14 protein-coding genes are annotated in these 15,117 nt (G+C 67.4%); 8 read left to right on the top strand and 6 right to left on the bottom strand.

Going from position 1 to position 15,117, the window contains the following annotated elements:
* The 4 genes from CAL12_RS26255 to CAL12_RS26240 all read left to right on the top strand — a co-directional run bounded on the left by CAL12_RS26255 (position 1) and on the right by CAL12_RS26240 (position 5,056).
* Entirely contained in the window at positions 1-678 is a 678-nt protein-coding gene (locus CAL12_RS26255) for a response regulator (protein WP_086067292.1), read from the top strand.
* Entirely contained in the window at positions 675-2,054 is a 1,380-nt protein-coding gene (gene trkA, locus CAL12_RS26250) for a Trk system potassium transporter TrkA (protein WP_086067291.1), read from the top strand. The genes CAL12_RS26255 and trkA overlap by 4 nt, the downstream gene beginning before the upstream one ends.
* Positions 2,055-2,068: 14 nt before the next feature.
* Positions 2,069-3,559, top strand: a complete 1,491-nt coding sequence (locus CAL12_RS26245; protein WP_086067290.1) for a TrkH family potassium uptake protein — start codon at positions 2,069-2,071, stop codon at positions 3,557-3,559.
* A gap of 249 nt (positions 3,560-3,808) precedes the next feature.
* Entirely contained in the window at positions 3,809-5,056 is a 1,248-nt protein-coding gene (locus CAL12_RS26240; RefSeq protein ID WP_086067289.1) for a YbdK family carboxylate-amine ligase, read from the top strand.
* Positions 5,057-5,070: 14 nt separating this feature from the next.
* Here the strand turns inward: CAL12_RS26240 and CAL12_RS26235 are convergent, their stop codons facing one another.
* A complete protein-coding gene (locus CAL12_RS26235; protein ID WP_086067288.1) occupies positions 5,071-6,006 on the bottom strand; it encodes a methyltransferase domain-containing protein in 936 nt (311 codons plus the stop codon).
* A gap of 117 nt (positions 6,007-6,123) precedes the next feature.
* Here CAL12_RS26235 and CAL12_RS26230 point away from each other — a divergent pair, with 117 nt between their 5' ends.
* The 3 genes from CAL12_RS26230 to CAL12_RS26220 all read left to right on the top strand — a co-directional run bounded on the left by CAL12_RS26230 (position 6,124) and on the right by CAL12_RS26220 (position 10,618).
* Positions 6,124-7,026: a ComF family protein gene (locus CAL12_RS26230; RefSeq protein ID WP_232464637.1), complete on the top strand. Its 903-nt coding sequence runs from the start codon at positions 6,124-6,126 to the stop codon at positions 7,024-7,026.
* A gap of 77 nt (positions 7,027-7,103) precedes the next feature.
* Entirely contained in the window at positions 7,104-7,574 is a 471-nt protein-coding gene (locus tag CAL12_RS26225) for a tRNA (cytidine(34)-2'-O)-methyltransferase (protein WP_086067287.1), read from the top strand.
* Positions 7,575-7,885: 311 nt separating this feature from the next.
* Positions 7,886-10,618, top strand: coding sequence for a hypothetical protein (locus CAL12_RS26220; protein ID WP_086067286.1), 2,733 nt, complete (start codon positions 7,886-7,888; stop codon positions 10,616-10,618).
* A gap of 61 nt (positions 10,619-10,679) precedes the next feature.
* On the opposite strand, the gene CAL12_RS26215 is transcribed toward CAL12_RS26220, so the two are convergent.
* The 5 genes from CAL12_RS26215 to CAL12_RS26195 all read right to left on the bottom strand — a co-directional run bounded on the left by CAL12_RS26215 (position 10,680) and on the right by CAL12_RS26195 (position 14,205).
* Complete coding sequence (locus CAL12_RS26215; RefSeq protein ID WP_086068127.1) at positions 10,680-11,651, bottom strand: Bug family tripartite tricarboxylate transporter substrate binding protein; 972 nt, start codon at positions 11,649-11,651, stop codon at positions 10,680-10,682.
* Positions 11,652-11,771: 120 nt separating this feature from the next.
* Entirely contained in the window at positions 11,772-12,875 is a 1,104-nt protein-coding gene (locus CAL12_RS26210) for an NAD(P)H-dependent glycerol-3-phosphate dehydrogenase (protein ID WP_086067285.1), read from the bottom strand.
* Positions 12,859-13,371: a protein-export chaperone SecB gene (secB, locus tag CAL12_RS26205; protein ID WP_086067284.1), complete on the bottom strand. Its 513-nt coding sequence runs from the start codon at positions 13,369-13,371 to the stop codon at positions 12,859-12,861. Before secB ends, CAL12_RS26210 begins: the two co-directional genes overlap by 17 nt.
* Before the next feature lie 88 nt (positions 13,372-13,459).
* Positions 13,460-13,714 carry a glutaredoxin 3 gene (gene grxC / locus CAL12_RS26200; protein WP_086067283.1) on the bottom strand — a complete coding sequence of 85 codons (255 nt, stop codon included), beginning with the start codon at positions 13,712-13,714 and terminating at the stop codon, positions 13,460-13,462.
* Positions 13,715-13,782: 68 nt separating this feature from the next.
* Entirely contained in the window at positions 13,783-14,205 is a 423-nt protein-coding gene (locus CAL12_RS26195; RefSeq protein ID WP_198298330.1) for a rhodanese-like domain-containing protein, read from the bottom strand.
* A 159-nt stretch (positions 14,206-14,364) separates the two neighbouring features.
* On the opposite strand from CAL12_RS26195, the gene gpmA reads away from it, so the two are divergent.
* Positions 14,365-15,117, top strand: coding sequence for a 2,3-diphosphoglycerate-dependent phosphoglycerate mutase (gene gpmA, locus CAL12_RS26190; protein ID WP_086067282.1), 753 nt, complete (start codon positions 14,365-14,367; stop codon positions 15,115-15,117).

The raw sequence follows: 15,117 nt of genomic DNA, 5'->3' as shown, positions 1-15,117 counted from the left end.
ATGGCCAGAATTCTGGTGGTTGATGACGAGGTTGGCATTCGCGAGCTTCTGTCAGAAATCTTGTACGACGAAGGACACACGGTCGAACTGGCCGAAAATGCGGCCCAGGCCCGTGCCGCTCGCCTACGTTCGCGTCCCGACCTCGTCCTGCTGGACATCTGGATGCCCGATACCGACGGCGTGAGCCTGCTCAAGGAATGGGGCTCGCAAGGCCTGCTGGATATGCCGGTCATCATGATGAGCGGGCACGCCACCATCGATACCGCGGTCGAGGCCACCCGCATCGGGGCGCTCGATTTTCTCGAAAAGCCCATTACGCTGCAGCGGTTGTTAAAAACTATTTCGGCAGCCCTGGCGCGTGGCCGCGTGCCCCAGCCCGCGCCCGCCGCCGCCGCCCTGTCGGCCGTGCCGCTGGAAGACGAACTGGACGTGCCCGCCCTGCCGTCCGCCGCCGCGGAAACGCCCGCCGGATCCAACGGCTTGCTGGGGAGCATCTCGCTGGACCAGCCCCTGCGCGAAGCGCGCGACGCCTTCGAACGCATCTACTTCGAATACCACCTGGTGCGCGAAAGCCATAGCATGACCCGCGTCTCGGAGAAGACCGGCCTGGAGCGCACCCACCTTTACCGCAAGCTCAAGCAACTGGGCATCGAGTCCGCGCGCAAGCGCAGTACATGAAGATCCTGATCGTCGGCGCGGGACGGGTGGGCACGAGCGTGGCCGAAAACCTGGTGTCCGAGCAGAACGACATCACCGTTATCGATACCGACGCGCGCAGTCTGCAGGACCTGCAGGAGCGCTGCGACCTGCGCGGCTTGCGCGGCGACGGCGCGCAGGTGTCCGTCCTGCGTGAGGCGGGTGCCGAGGACGCCGATCTCTTCATCGCCTGCGCCGCCTCGGATACCGTCAACCTGGTGGCATGCCGTATCGCGCGGCAGGTGTTCAATATCCCGCGCCGCATCGCGCGCGTACGGTCCTCGGATGTCGCCGAGCATCCCGAACTGCTCGGCGACGACGGTTTCTGCATCGATGCCCTGATCAGTCCCGAACGCAGTGTCACGACCTATCTGCACAGCCTGATCGAATTTCCCGAAGCCCTGCAGGTCGTGGAGTTCGCGGGCGGCCGCGTCAGCGTGGTGACGGCCCGCGTCAGCCGCGGCAGCGCCATGGCCAACCGGCCGCTGGACGCGCTGCCGGAGGTCTGGCCCGACGTCTCGGCGCGCATCGTCGACATCATGCGGGACGGCCGGCCGCTGCAGGCAAGCCGCGGCACCGTCATCCAGCCCGGGGATGAAGTCGTGGTCGTGGCCGATACGCGGCATGCGCGCCGCGCGGTGCGCCAGCTGCGCGCGGCGGAAAGGACCGCGCGCCGCATCATGATCGCCGGCGGCGGCAATATCGGCCTGCGCCTGGCGCAGGAGCTGGCCGAGGAAAACTACAGCGTGCGCATCATCGAGCACGGCGCCGCCCGCTGCCAGTACCTGGCGGAAAAGCTACCCTCCAACGTCCTCGTGCTGCATGGCAATGCCACCGACGAAGGCCTGCTGGAACGCGAGAACATCGAGGACATGGATACCTGGCTGGCGCTGACCAGCGACGACGAGGACAACATCATGTCGTCGCTGCTGGCCAAGCGACTCGGGGCGCGCCGCGTCATCGCGCTGATCAACCGCCAGGCCTATGGGGAGTTGATGCAGGGCAGCCATATCGACGTGGCCGTTTCGCCGTCCCATGCCACCATGAGCGAACTGCTGCGCCACGTGCGGCGCGGCGACGTGGTCGCGGTGCACCGGCTGCGGCAGGGCGTGATCGAAGCCCTGGAAGCGGTCGCCCATGGCGACCAGAAAACCTCGAGGGTGGTGGGCCGCCAGGTCTGCCAGGTGCGATTGCCCAAGGGCGCGGTCATCGGCGCCCTGGTCCGGGAAGATGAAATCATCATGCCGGACCCCGATACCGTCATCCAGCAGGACGACCATGTCATCGTCTTCGTGCCCGGCCGCAACCAGATGGCCCGCGTGGAAAAGCTGTTCCAGGTGTCCGCGTCCTTCTTCTGAACCCTACGGCGCCCATGCCAGCCCTTCGTATCCTTGATGGCCGCCTGGCGGCCGTGTTCAACCTGCTGGGCCTGATCATGGCGCTGTTCTCGCTGACCATGATCCTGCCGCTGGGTCTGTCGATCTATACCGGCGACGCGGCGCTGGCCGCCTTCGTCGACGCCGCCTTGATCTCCATGGCGGCTGGCGGCCTTCTGTGGGCGGCGACCCATCGCCATCGCACGGAGCTGCGTCCCCGCGACGGTTTCGTGCTGGTCTCCATGGTCTGGACCGTGCTGCCCGCGGTGGCCGCCATGCCGCTGCTGATCTACTTCCAGCGCGCGGGCACGCCGCTGTCCTTCACCGACGCCTATTTCGAGGCCATGTCCGGCCTGACGACCACCGGCGCCACCGTGCTGACCGGGCTGGATCGCCTGCCGGCTTCGATCAACCTGTGGCGCGCGACGCTGGTCTGGCTCGGCGGCATGGGCATCCTGGTGCTGGCGGTGGCGATCCTGCCGCTGCTGGGGGTGGGCGGGCATCAGGTGTTCCGCGCCGAAACCCCTGGCCCGATCAAGGACGAAAAGCTCACTCCCCGGATCGCCAGCACGGCCAAGGCCCTTTACGCCATCTACTTCGGCTTGTCCCTGCTGTGCCTGGTGGCCTACCGGCTGGCGGGGCTGTCCTGGTTCGAGGCCTGGTGCCATATGGCCACCACCATGGGCCTGGGCGGTTTCTCCACCTGGGACGATGGCTTCGCGCATTTCGACTCGGTGCCGGTGGAAATCGTCGCGATCGTCTTCATGCTGATCGCCGGCGTCAACTTCGCCACCCATTTCAGCGCCTGGCAGGCGCGCAGCGCGCGGCCCTACCTTACCTGTCCGCAGACCATCCCGTACCTGGCCGTGACCCTGGGCGCCGCGCTGGCGATCTCGGTGTTCCTGTATGTCGACGGCGTCTACGGAACACCCGGCGAAGCCCTGCGCTACGGCGTCTTCAACGCGGTGTCCGTCATCACCACTACCGGGTACGCGAACGTGGACTACACGCAGTGGCCCTTGTTCGCCCCGCTGCTGATGCTTCTGCTGTCGGGCGTGGCCACTTCCGCCGGATCCACCGGCGGCGGCATCAAGATGATCCGCGCCATCCTGCTGGCCAAGCAGGCGCGCACCGAGCTGGTGACCATGCTGCACCCGCACGCGGTCAGCCCGGTGCGCCTGCGGGGCAGGGTGGTGGACAACCGCGTGATGACCTCTGTCCTGGCCTTCATGCTGTTCTACGGCATGTCCATCGCCGTGCTCACCATACTCATGCTGATTTCCGGCCTGGACCCGGTGATCGCCTTCAGCGCCGTGGTCGCCAGCGTCAACAATACCGGGCCGGGGCTGGGGCCGATCGGTCCCATGGGCAGTTTTGCCATCCTGACCGACTTCCAGACCTGGCTCTGCACCTTCGGCATGCTGATCGGCCGGCTGGAGCTTTTCACGGTGCTACTGCTTTTTACCCCGGCTTTCTGGCGCCGCTGACGGCCTCCGGAGATACCCTCGGTTGTGAGCGCTTGCTTACCAGATGGCGGGGAGAAGCCACCAGGTTACGCGTTGTTGCGCATTAATGTCACGATTTTCACCGTTTATGACCGCAACGGGCGGCTAAACTGCGGCTTCGCGTGACACACCAGACACCGCTCGGCACCGCCCCGGACCTCCAGGTCCGCCGGGCCGGGCCCAGGATGCGCCTGGCGCCGTCCCCCACCATAAGATACATAGGAGCAGGAAATGGAACAGATCCCCTTCGTCCCTTCCGCCCCCAATACGCTGGGCATAGAACTCGAACTGCAATTGATCGATCCGCGGACGTTTGACCTGACCGCTGCTTCGGACGAACTGCTCGCGCAAATGGCCGATCATCCCATCGCCGACCGGGTCAAGCCGGAGATCACCCGGTCCATGATCGAACTGAATTCCTCGGTCCACGAACATCCCGTGGGCCTGCTGGCCGAAATGCGCGAAATGCGCGCCGCGCTGTGCGAAGCGGCGGACGCCGTGGGCGTCTCCGTCGCTGGCGGTGGTGCCCATCCCTTCATGCGCTGGCAGGAGCGCTCGATTTCGGATACCCCGCGATTCCAGTACCTGGCCGAGATGTACGGCTACCTGGCGCGGCAGTTCACCGTCTTTGGCCAGCATATCCACCTGGGCGTCAAAAGCGGCGACCAGGCCATCAAGCTGACGCGCCAACTGTCGGCCTACGTGCCGCACTTCATCGCCTTGTCGGCTTCCTCGCCCTATTACGAAGGCGTGGATACGCTGTTCTCGTGCTGCCGCCTGAACGCGGTCAACAGCTTTCCCCTGGCCGGCCATATGCCGCCCGAGGTCACGGACTGGTACCAGTTCGAGGCCCATCTGGCGCAGCTGCGCACCCTGGGGCTGGCGGAAAGCATCAAGGACCTGTACTGGGACATACGTCCCAAGCCCGATTTCGGCACCGTGGAAATCCGCGTGTGCGACACGCCGCTGACCGTCGAGCGCGCCTGCCAGTTGGCGGCGTTCGCCCAGGCCCTGGCGGTGCTGCTGCAACGCGACCCGGAGCCGGAAGGCGGCTTGTGGCTGGCTTATCGCAGCAATCATTTCCAGGCATGCCGCTTCGGCTTGCAGGGCAGCTACGTCACCGGCGAAGGCCAGCGCCTGCGGCTGATCGACCATCTGCGCGGCCTGTTCGGCCGCCTGATGCCGGTTGCCGACGAACTGGGCACCGCCGATATGCTGACGTCGCTGCGCGACGATGCCCTGCGTGCCGGCAACGACGCGCGATGGCTGCGTGCCCAGTTCCACCGCCTGCGCGACCTGCCGTCCGTAGTCGAATCCATGACGGGCGCCTTCCGTGGCGACAGCGGCCTGGTCGGCATGGCCGGCACCGATCCGACGTCGGTGCTGCGCCGGCGCGTCCGCGCCAATTCGGAACCGCTGGGCGGGGTGGGCGTGCAGACGCTGGCCGAGCCCGGCGCGGTGCCGCGGCGCCTGCACTGAGTCTCGCGGTGCGGTCAGGGGCCAGGCTGCCGCCGGCCCCCAATCGCGCTGACGGACAAGCGGGTTTCTCCTGGCGCGGCCTGCCGCGCCGCCGCGCGCCAGGCGTGGCCGTAGGCAACCTCTATCGTCAGCGCGATCGTGCCGTCCGGGCGGCGCTGGGCTTCCAGCGCCTGGCATAGCCGGTCGCGCCAGGCCCGGGTGGCCAGCGACGCCTTGCGTCCTGCGATCGGATTGCCGCCCAGCGCGCGCACGTCCTCCAGCAACCTGTCCGTCGTCTGATAGGTGAGCGTCAGGGTTTCCTGGTCCATGACCGGGTCGGCAAAGCCGTTTTCCACCAGCAGGTCGCCGAAATCGTGCATGTCCACGAAGGACGGCGTGGCCGTCGCCAGGCCCGCGTCGGCGATCGCCTGGCGCAGCTCGCGCAGCGTGCCGGGACCCAGGCAGGAAAACATCGCCAGCCCGTTCACCTTGAGCACGCGCCGCCATTCGGCCAGGGCCGCATGGGGGCGTGGATGCCAATGCAGGGCCAGGTTGGACCAGACCAGGTCCAGCGATTCCGGCGGCAGGCCGGTGTCGGCCAGGTCGGCCTGGACGAAGCGGGGCGCGGCCGCCTTGTCGCCGCGACCTACCAACTGGGCGGCCAGCCCGAGCAGCCCGCCGCGGCGGGGCGCATGGCGCTGGCGCGCGATCTCGAGCAAGGGCCCGCAGCTGTCCAGCCCGATGTAGGCGGCGGCGGGATAGCGCTCCTGCAGCAGCGGCAAGCTGGCGGCGGCGCCGCAGCCCGCATCCAGCAGCAGGGCGGGTTGCGCACGGATGTAGCGCAGGCGGTCCAGCATGCGCCGGCCGATTTCGCCGTACAGGAACTGGGCAGGCTCCAGATCCCCGCGGCGGGCAAACTGGCGCGCCACGTGGGCGCTGACGATGGGGAGATCGGGCGGGGTCTGGGACATTTCGGTCGCGGCGGAGCCCGGGGCCCCGCGCGGATGTGATGAGATAAGCCCTTCATTATTGCGCACCGCCGCGCCCGTGCCCGCCAAGGGCCATCCGGCGGTGCGGGAATAGGGCGCATGGGGATCGACATGGATGGGTTCGCGACGGGCGCGTCCAGGCTGGTCCGCGGGTGGCGCGCCGCCCGGGACGGCCTGGTCTCGCGCATCGCCACGCACTGCCCGATGTGCGGCGGGCCGGCGACGGGCGGACGGCCGTGTCCGCCTTGCCTGGACGACGTCATCGCCACGATGTGCAAGGGCCAGCCGCGCTGCCGGCGATGCGCCCTGCGCTTGCCCCCGGGGCTGGCGCCTTGTCCGGACTGCGCGCGGCGCCCGTCGCCGCTGGCGGCCGTGTTCGCCGGATTCGACTACGAGTCGCCGGGGGATATGCTGATCACGCGCTACAAGATCGAATTGCGCTACGCGCTGGCCGAGCCGCTGGCCGACCTGATCCTGCGCACGCCCGGCCTGTCGGCCGAAGGCGAACCCGACCCGTCGCCGGCCCGCGATGCGGGCCAGTCGCCCTCCCTCGATGCGGACCAAAGCTCCTCCCGCCTTCCGGGCCCCTGCGGCTATCCGCCCGCATTGCCCCCCGGCACGGTACTCGTCCCCATCCCTTCATCACGCGCGTCGCTGCGCCGCCGGGGATTCAACCCCGCTGGCGAACTCGCGCGCGCGCTGGCGCGTCGTACGGGCCTGCCGCTGCGCCCGCATTGGCTGGCGCGGGGGCGCGACGGGCCCAAGCAGAGCACGCTGTCGCGCGAGGACCGCTTGAATGTCGCGCGGGACGCCTGCGTGTGCCCGGTGGCCGTTCCGCCATGCACCGTCGCGCTGGTGGACGATGTGATGACCACCGGCAGCACCCTGCACGCCGCCGCGCTGGCGCTGCGCGCGGCCGGTGCCGCCAGCATCATCGGCCTGGTCGCCGCGCGGGCCCCCGCGGACGCGGGCGGCGTGCTGGCACAATATCGCCTGCCCTAGGCTGGCGGGATCGGCCCGGCCCGGGCGATCCGCAATACAACTGCGCCCGCCGCGCTCGGCGCGGCATGCCATTAGCCATGTATCACGTCATCCTCGTCGAACCCGAAATCCCGCCCAATACCGGCAACGCGATCCGCCTGTGCGCCAATACGGGCGCCCAACTGCATCTCGTCGAGCCGCTTGGATTCGAACTGGATGACGCGCGCCTGCGCCGTGCCGGCCTCGACTATCACGAATGGCAGCCGGTGCGCCTGCATGCATCGCTGCCGGTCGCCGTCGCCGCGACCGGCGCCGCGCCGGATCGCGTGTTCGCCTTCACCACGCGTACCGAGCATTCCTTCGCCGGCGCGGCCTTCCAGCCGGGCGACGTGTTCGTCTTCGGACGCGAAACCGCGGGTTTGTCGGAGGCGCAGTTGGCGTTGTTCGGACCGGCCCAACGCCTGCGCCTGCCGATGCGTCCCGGCCAGCGCAGCCTGAACCTGTCCAACGCGGTGGCGGTGGTCGTGTTCGAAGCCTGGCGGCAGGCCGGCTACCCTGGCGGCATCTAGCGAGCCGGCGGCCGGCAATACCCCCGCGGTAGATAAAACTTCAACGCTTGCGTGGAATATCGCGACGATCCGTACCGCATTCCGCCGGTTGGTCGAACGCGCGCGCCTTGTTCCGCGGAACCGCGCATATGCGGTGTGTACCCATCACACGACCATCGCGATACAGATGTCCGCGGCAACAACCGGAACAGATCGGAAAGCGCCGCCGGCGGCCGCACGCGACCCGGTCTTCACCTGGTCACTCCCGCCGTCCGCCGGATGCGGTTCGCCTTCGACGGCGGAGTGTCCCACCGCAGCAGAAGGATCGCATCATGCCCGTCTATCCCACTTCCGGCGCTGTCTCCCTCGTCCAGGACGACCGCACCCAGCCCAACGCGCGCGGCCGCCTGAATTCAACCTCGTCGCTGGCCAGCATGGCATCGGTGGACGGCCGGCAATTCGTGGCCAGGTCCGCCAAGCGCAGGCCCGGTAACGACAGGCGCGTCGGCCACGCCGGCACGCAAGCGGTGAGCAGCTGCGTCGTCGCGGTGAAAACGGCCGAGAGCCGGCTGCAAAGACATATCGGCAAGGCGGTTTCCAAGGTGGAGCACGCATGCATACACGCCGGCATGCGCGTCCTGAAAAAGCTGGCGCCCGGCGGCAGCGGCGTGATGCGCAGGGCCGCGATCATGGCGGCGATGGATCCCGCGCAGGAACAGGCGCGGCGCCAGCTCGACGGCGACATCGCCAGCCTGCGCACGCACAAAAAGGCGTTCAAGAAAGCGCGGCCCGCCCTCAAGGCCACGCTCAAGAAGCTCGGCCGCATCGAAGCCGCCGTCATCAAATGCCGCAAGGACGTGCGCCGCCAGCTTGAAAAGGACAGCACTCATCTGTGCGGCGGCCTGCCGACGCTGTCCGTGGCGCAGGCGCGCGTGGATAGCGGCCACGGGCCGGGCCTGCTCGAAAGCCTGCTGCAGAAGGGCAGGGAAGTCACCGGGATGTCCTCCAGGCCGACCCTGGAAGAAGCCGCGCAGCTCATCGATCGCCTGTGGACGCATGGACAGGAAGAAGCCAACGCCGACCGCATCGCGCATGAACTGGCCAAGCTGCGCGGCAAGGTCCCCAGTAGCGTCGCCCTGGAAAGCGCCATAGGCCAATGCCGCGACCTGATCGAAAGCGGGGTATCCCTGCGCCGGCAGCGTCCGTCGGAACTCGGCCAGTGGGACCAGGCCCTGGCGGATTTCCAAAACGAAAAAGCCCAGCCCTGCGCGGGCATGCTTGGCCAGATCGACGGGGTCAAGCGCCTGCCCAATCCCGGCCGCGACGACTGGACGGCGCAACTGGCGCGTGACCTGGACCTGCTGCCGCCCACGACCGCCGAAACCCAGCACTTCATCAAGCGCCATGTGGGCCGGGCCATGCGCGGTCTTTCCGACAACGCCTTCGACGAGGTCTGCCGCGCCGCGTCGCCCGGCGGCTATATGGGCGCCATCCTGATCCAGGCCGATCGCGTCAAGTCCGCAGGGGTGCTCGAAGCCTGGCGCGAGGCCGTGAACGACGAACGCATGCGCCGCTACGAAACCGAGCCGCTGAGTGAACTGGCCGCGTTGACCCGGCGCATCGAAGCGAATGCGATCCAGGGCATGAGCGATCGCGGCTGCGCGGATGACGAAGTGCCGCTGCCCGATCAGCTGGACCTGTACCTGCAAGGCAGGAATGCCGTGCATGCCCTGTTGCGCGGCATGTGCCTGTCGATGCGCGGCGACGACCAGCGCAGCGCCTATCTGTCGCGCCTGATCATGGAGCGCGCCCCGGCGGACGTGCGCGCCACCCTGCTGGAAACGACGACCTGGCGAAAGGACGCCGTATTGGATGCATTGATGGCGGGTATCAGCCGCATCACGGCGAATGGCGACCTGATGGTGCCGCAGTATCGGCGCCTGCTGCAGGAAATGCATGTGATCCTGAAAGGCGACGCGCTGCCCGCCAGCACAGGCCACAGGACGCGCTGGCGCGACCTGACGGACTTCGACACCGTCGAAGGCGCGTTATTGGTAAAGAAGCGTGGTCCGTTGCGGAAGGTATGGGACAAGGTCTCCTTCTGGGCCGGCTACCTGGTGATCGGCAGCAGCGCCAGGATGGAGCACGCGCGCTTTTCATATCACACGGGCCACCTGTATCAGCGCATACAGGCCGCGTTCAAGCCCCTGGAGCGTCATCCCGCCGATGCGCAGGAAGTGCGGCGTGCGTTCCGCAACATGCTGATCGCGGCGGACGACGTGCGTGCCCACTTCGCGGCCAGCCAGTTTCCCGCCAAGGCCTGCGACCGATACCTGCGCATGGAATTCTCCCGCGCGGTGGCGACCCTGGGGCCGGATGCGCTCAAGAACCTGTACCGTAATCTGCAGCAGCCTTGCCAGGATATGAGGATCAATGCGCCGCGCTTCGCCTGGGTCACCACCGTGCAGGAATGGTGGCGCAACAAATTCCTGGACACCGGCCGCCTGATGCCGCGCGATTCCCTGGAATGGCAACAGACCGCCAATCGTTGCTGGGCGGCGCTGCGCGAAGCGGTGGAACAGGAGCCGGAAGCACGCAGCCACGCCTATCTGCTCGTGCGTCTGTCGGACAAGTTCGACCGAGATTCCAAGAAGGACTATGAAGGCATCAAGCAGTCCCTGGACAGCCTGATCAAAAGAGATGGCGGCACGTGGTCCGGCCCGGACACCGGCAACTTCACTACTTACGATGCCGCGTGGGCGCGTCTGAACCAGACCCACATGCACAAGATGCTGGCCCGGCTGGGCCGGTACGAAGGCCATATGGACGACTTCCTCAAGACCGAGGCCGTCACCAGCACGATCGGCGAGGAAAACCGGTTCATCTACCGGTACTACCAGCAGGCCCTGCTGAATTCCGGCAGATCGTTCGAAGCGAACAATCCGATGAATCGCTATGCCGAGCGTTCGACCCCGCTGGAAGGCGTACCGGATACCCGGGCGGACCTGGCGTCGCTGCCGTCGCCGGCGGCGCTTGCCGTGCCGCCAACGCCCGCGGCCGCTTGATTGCGATCAACCAGCGCGCTCAATCCGGCGCGCTCAACCCAACGCGATCAACCCAACGCGATCAATCCAACGACAGGTTCAGCTTCTCGATCACGGCGTCCCAGCGCGCCTTCTCATCCCGCATGCGGGTGGACAATTGCTCGGGCGACGAAGGCGCGGGCGTGAAGTACTGCACCGCCATCTGCTCGCGCACCTTGTCGCTGCTGATGATGCGAGCCAGCTCGCTGTTCAGCCTTTCCACCACCCCGCTGGGCGTGCCGGCCGGCACCAGGATCGCATCCCACGAGATCGCCTCGAAGCCCGGATAGCCCTGCTCGGCCATGGTGGGCACGTCCGGCAGCGTCTCGGTGCGTTCCAGGCTGGTGACGGCCAGCACCGTCGCCTTGCCGTTGCGGGCTTGAGGCATCGCGATGGCCGGCACCATGAAGGACGACTGGATGTCGCCCGAGATGATCGCGCTGATCACCTGCGGAAAGCCGGGATAGGGAATGTGGGCGATATCCAGGCCGGCCTGGCCCTTGAACATTTCCATGGCCAGTTGGGATGCGCTGCCGGGGCCTACCGAGCCGTAATTCAGGGCGCCCGGCTTTTCCTTGGCCAGCTTGACGAACTGGTCCACGGTCTTGATGCCCAGGCTGCTGGGCACCACCAGTACGTTGGGGCTGGTCGCGACCAGCGTGACCGGTGCCAGATCCGTGAAGGGATCGTAGCCCAGCGTCTTGCGATACAGCGTCGGGGCCGTCGTCAACGGGCCGTTGATGGTGAACAGCATCGTGTAGCCGTCGGGCTTGGCCTCGGCGGCTAGGCGGGTGCCGATGTTGCCGCCGGCGCCCGGCTTGTTTTGCACGATGATGGCCTTGCCCAGGGCCTGCGAAAGCGGTTCGGACACGATGCGCGCCAGCAGGTCCGGAGACGACCCCGCGGGGAAGGGAACGATCATGTCGATCGGGCGCTCCGGCCATTCCGCATGCGCGGGCGCGCCCAGCGTCAGCGCCGTGGCGATACTCGCCAGGGCCAGCCACAGTCGTGGCATGCGTGCGCCACGGTGGCCGGGGTTGAACAGAAACATCGATTTCTCCTTTGGCTGAGATGGCCGATCGCGTTCGGACGATCGTGCGCTGTTTTGGGGTGGGGGCCTGCCGTGGACAGGCGCTTAGTCGGGCACGCGCAGGTCTCCGCTTTCCGGTCGGGCGTCGCGCGCCAGCAGGGTGGATACGGCGGTCATGGGAGACACGCCGTCGAAAAGCACCGCGCATACCGCGGCGGTAATGGGCAGGTCGACATTCAGGGCGCGCGCGCGTGCCAGGGCCGAGCGGGCCGCACGCACGCCTTCCGCGGTCATGCCCCCGGCCAGGATATCGGCCAGCTTGCGGCCGGCGCCGATGTCCAGGCCTACGCGGCGGTTGCGCGACAGTTCGCCGGTCGCGCTCAGCACCAGATCGCCCAGGCCGGTCAGCCCGGAGAACGTATCCGCGCGTGCGCCCAGCGCCACGCCCAGGCGGGTCATCTCGGCCAGGCCCCGGGTGATCAGCGCGGCACGCGCGTTGGTGCCCAGCATCAAGCCATCGGAGATGCCGCAGGCGATGGAGATGATGTTCTTCATCGCCCCGCCCACTTCCACCCCCGCCACGTCGGAACCGGCATACACCCGCGCCGCGCCGCCATGCAGCGCGGCCGTGGTGGCCGCGCACAGGGCGGCGTCGCCGCTGGCGACCGTCAACGCGACCGGCAGGCCTTGCGCGACTTCGCGCGCGAAGCTCGGTCCCGACAGCACGCCGACGCTGACGCCCGCGGTGTCGGCCAGCGACGCCAGCGCGATTTCGTGCGGCAGCCGTCCGTGGGATTCATCGAAGCCCTTGCAAGTCCACACCACATGCCAGCCAGCGCAGCCCAGCGCGGGCAGGCGCCGCGCCAGGTCCAGGCACATGGCTTCCAGCCCGGCCACCGGCACGCCTAGGATGAGCAGCGGCACGCCGCCGTCGGCGGCCGTCACGGAAAGCGCACGATCGAAGTCGCTGCCGATTTCCAGCGAGGCAGGCAAAGAAACGCCCGGAAGATACCGGGCGTTTTCGTGTGTGGCGCTCATGGCGTCGGCCTGCGCGGCCTGGCGCGCCCACAGCAAGGTGGGCCGGCGGCGCGCGGCCACGGCCGCCAGTGCCGTTCCCCAGCTGCCGGCGCCCAGCACCGCCACCCGCGGCGGCACCTGGGTGCCGGCGGGAGGACGGGGCGTGCTTGCAGGATTATTGGCGCGTGACATTGGGCGGCAGGATGATGCCGGAGTCATTGCCGGATTGCTGCTGCTGTTGCTGCAGCTCGGCGATGCGTTGTTCGTACAGTGCCTGGAAGTTGACTTCCGCCAGATGCAGCGCGGGCAGCGAGGTGCGGGTGATCGCATCGGCCACGTTGGCGCGCAGATACGGGTAGATCATGGTGGGGCAGACGATGCCCAGCAGCGGATCCAGCTGATCGCCCGGGATATTGGCCAGCTCGAAAATGCCGGCCTGCGTGCCTTCGACCAGATACAGCACCTTGTCGGTGACGCGCGTGGTCACGGTGACGGTGACGGTGGATTCGAACAGCGTTTCGGTCAGCCGCTGGCCGCCGACGTTGATGCTGACCTCAACCTGCGGCGTGTCCTGTTCCAGGAATACGTGCGGCGCGTTGGGCATTTCCAGCGACAGGTCCTTCAGGTAGACGCGCTGCAGATTGAACGACGGAGCGTCGTCGCCCGCCTGGTTGGTTTGATCGGCCATGAAGAATTCCGGAAAGGTAGGGAGTAAAGCCTGAGGCAGGCAAGGGAGGCGCCGTCCGCCGGACGGCGCCAGAAATCAGGCCAGCGAATCAGGCCAGCATGGGGACCAGCTTGTCGGCGCGGTCCAGCGCGGCCAGATCGTCGTAGCCGCCCACGTGCGTCTCGCCGATATAGATCTGCGGCACGGTGCGGCGGCCGGTTCGCTCCATCATTGTGGCGCGCTGGGCGGGGTCGAGATCTATGCGGACCTTCTCGATCTCGCTCACGCCGCGCTGCTTGAGCAGCGCTTCGGCACGAATGCAATATGGACAGACGGCGGTGCTGTACATCAGGACTTTTTTCATCGTCGGTTCTCTACGTTGAAAGCGAAGGGGCGACAGTCGGCGCCGGCGCCCCTTGGCGGGAGTCGCGTTCAGGCTTTCTGCGTGACGGGCAGGCCGGCCTGGCTCCAGGCCTTCATGCCGCCTTGCAGGGCCACCACTTCGGCGAACCCCTGGGCTTTCAGCCTGGCCACGGCGCGGCTGGCGTCGCGGCCCTGCTCACACACCACCACCAGGGGCTTGTTCTTGGGCAGGCCGGCGGATTTCTTGTCGATGTCCGCTGCCGGCACGCTGCGTGCCTGCGCGATGTGCCCAGCCTGGTATTGTTCGGCCGGACGTACGTCCACCCATACCGCCTGCCGCTGATTGACCATCTGTATGGCTTCGGCCGTTCCGATGGCGGATCCGCCCCCGGTCTTGCGCAGCGCGGGAATGGCCAGCATGATGCCGGACACGACCGCCGCGGCGACGATGAAAATATTGTTCTGACCTAGCAGAAAATGCACAAAATCCACGGAACGTCCTGAAGTATGACGGTTAATGGGCGATCAAAGCCCACCGGGCGCCGCATCCCGGCGGGCGGCGGCGCGGGACCGTCCGGAAGGGGCATAACCGGGCAATTATAAAATGATGCCAATCCGGCATCTTTCAACTCTGTTTCAAGCGACCGCACCATGCATAAACTCGTTCTGATGCGTCACGGCGAAAGCCAGTGGAATCTGGAAAACCGCTTCACCGGCTGGACCGACGTCGACCTGACCGATACCGGCCGCGAACAGGCGCGCGCCGCCGGCGAGCTGCTCAAGCGTGAGGGCTACGCCTTCGACCTGGCCTACACCTCCGTCCTGAAGCGCGCCATCCGCACGCTCTGGATCGCGCTGGATGCGATGGACGCGATGTATACCCCCATCGGCAACAGCTGGCGGCTGAACGAGCGGCATTACGGCGCCCTGCAGGGCCTGAACAAGGCCGAGACCGCCGCCAAGTTCGGCGACGAACAGGTCCTGATCTGGCGTCGCGCCTACGCCATCGCGCCCGATCCCATTCCCGTGGACGACGAGCGCCATCCGCGCTTCGACAGCCGCTATGCGCGCATACCGGCGGACCAACTGCCCGCCACCGAATGCCTGAAGGACACCGTGGCCCGCGTCCTGCCGTTCTGGAACGAATCGATCGCGCCCGCCATCCGCTCCGGCCGCCGCGTGCTGATTTCGGCGCATGGCAACAGCCTGCGCGCCCTGATCAAGCACCTGGACGGCATCTCCGACGACGATATCGTGGGGCTGAACATACCCACCGGGCAGCCGCTGGTCTACGAACTCGACGACGAACTGCGTCCCCTGCGCCATTACTACCTGGGCGATCCCGCCGAAATCGAAGCCGCCATGGCCGCCGTGGCTGCGCAAGGCAAGGCGAAAAAGGCCTGA

The organism is Bordetella genomosp. 8, assembly GCF_002119685.1.
Taxonomy (GTDB): Bacteria; Pseudomonadota; Gammaproteobacteria; order Burkholderiales; family Burkholderiaceae_B; genus Bordetella_C.
This window is presented reverse-complemented; position numbering and strand designations above follow the sequence as displayed.

Bases quoted from the DNA above. Each gene is read 5' to 3' on its own strand.
- CAL12_RS26255 (WP_086067292.1), top strand. From the start codon at position 1: ATGGCCAGAATTCTGGTGGTTGATGACGAGGTTGGCATTCGCGAGCTT.
- trkA (WP_086067291.1), top strand. From the start codon at position 675: ATGAAGATCCTGATCGTCGGCGCGGGACGGGTGGGCACGAGCGTGGCC.
- CAL12_RS26245 (WP_086067290.1), top strand. From the start codon at position 2,069: ATGCCAGCCCTTCGTATCCTTGATGGCCGCCTGGCGGCCGTGTTCAAC.
- CAL12_RS26240 (WP_086067289.1), top strand. From the start codon at position 3,809: ATGGAACAGATCCCCTTCGTCCCTTCCGCCCCCAATACGCTGGGCATA.
- CAL12_RS26235 (WP_086067288.1), bottom strand. From the start codon at position 6,006: ATGTCCCAGACCCCGCCCGATCTCCCCATCGTCAGCGCCCACGTGGCG.
- CAL12_RS26230 (WP_232464637.1), top strand. From the start codon at position 6,124: ATGGGGATCGACATGGATGGGTTCGCGACGGGCGCGTCCAGGCTGGTC.
- CAL12_RS26225 (WP_086067287.1), top strand. From the start codon at position 7,104: ATGTATCACGTCATCCTCGTCGAACCCGAAATCCCGCCCAATACCGGC.
- CAL12_RS26220 (WP_086067286.1), top strand. From the start codon at position 7,886: ATGCCCGTCTATCCCACTTCCGGCGCTGTCTCCCTCGTCCAGGACGAC.
- CAL12_RS26215 (WP_086068127.1), bottom strand. From the start codon at position 11,651: ATGCCACGACTGTGGCTGGCCCTGGCGAGTATCGCCACGGCGCTGACG.
- CAL12_RS26210 (WP_086067285.1), bottom strand. From the start codon at position 12,875: ATGTCACGCGCCAATAATCCTGCAAGCACGCCCCGTCCTCCCGCCGGC.
- secB (WP_086067284.1), bottom strand. From the start codon at position 13,371: ATGGCCGATCAAACCAACCAGGCGGGCGACGACGCTCCGTCGTTCAAT.
- grxC (WP_086067283.1), bottom strand. From the start codon at position 13,714: ATGAAAAAAGTCCTGATGTACAGCACCGCCGTCTGTCCATATTGCATT.
- gpmA (WP_086067282.1), top strand. From the start codon at position 14,365: ATGCATAAACTCGTTCTGATGCGTCACGGCGAAAGCCAGTGGAATCTG.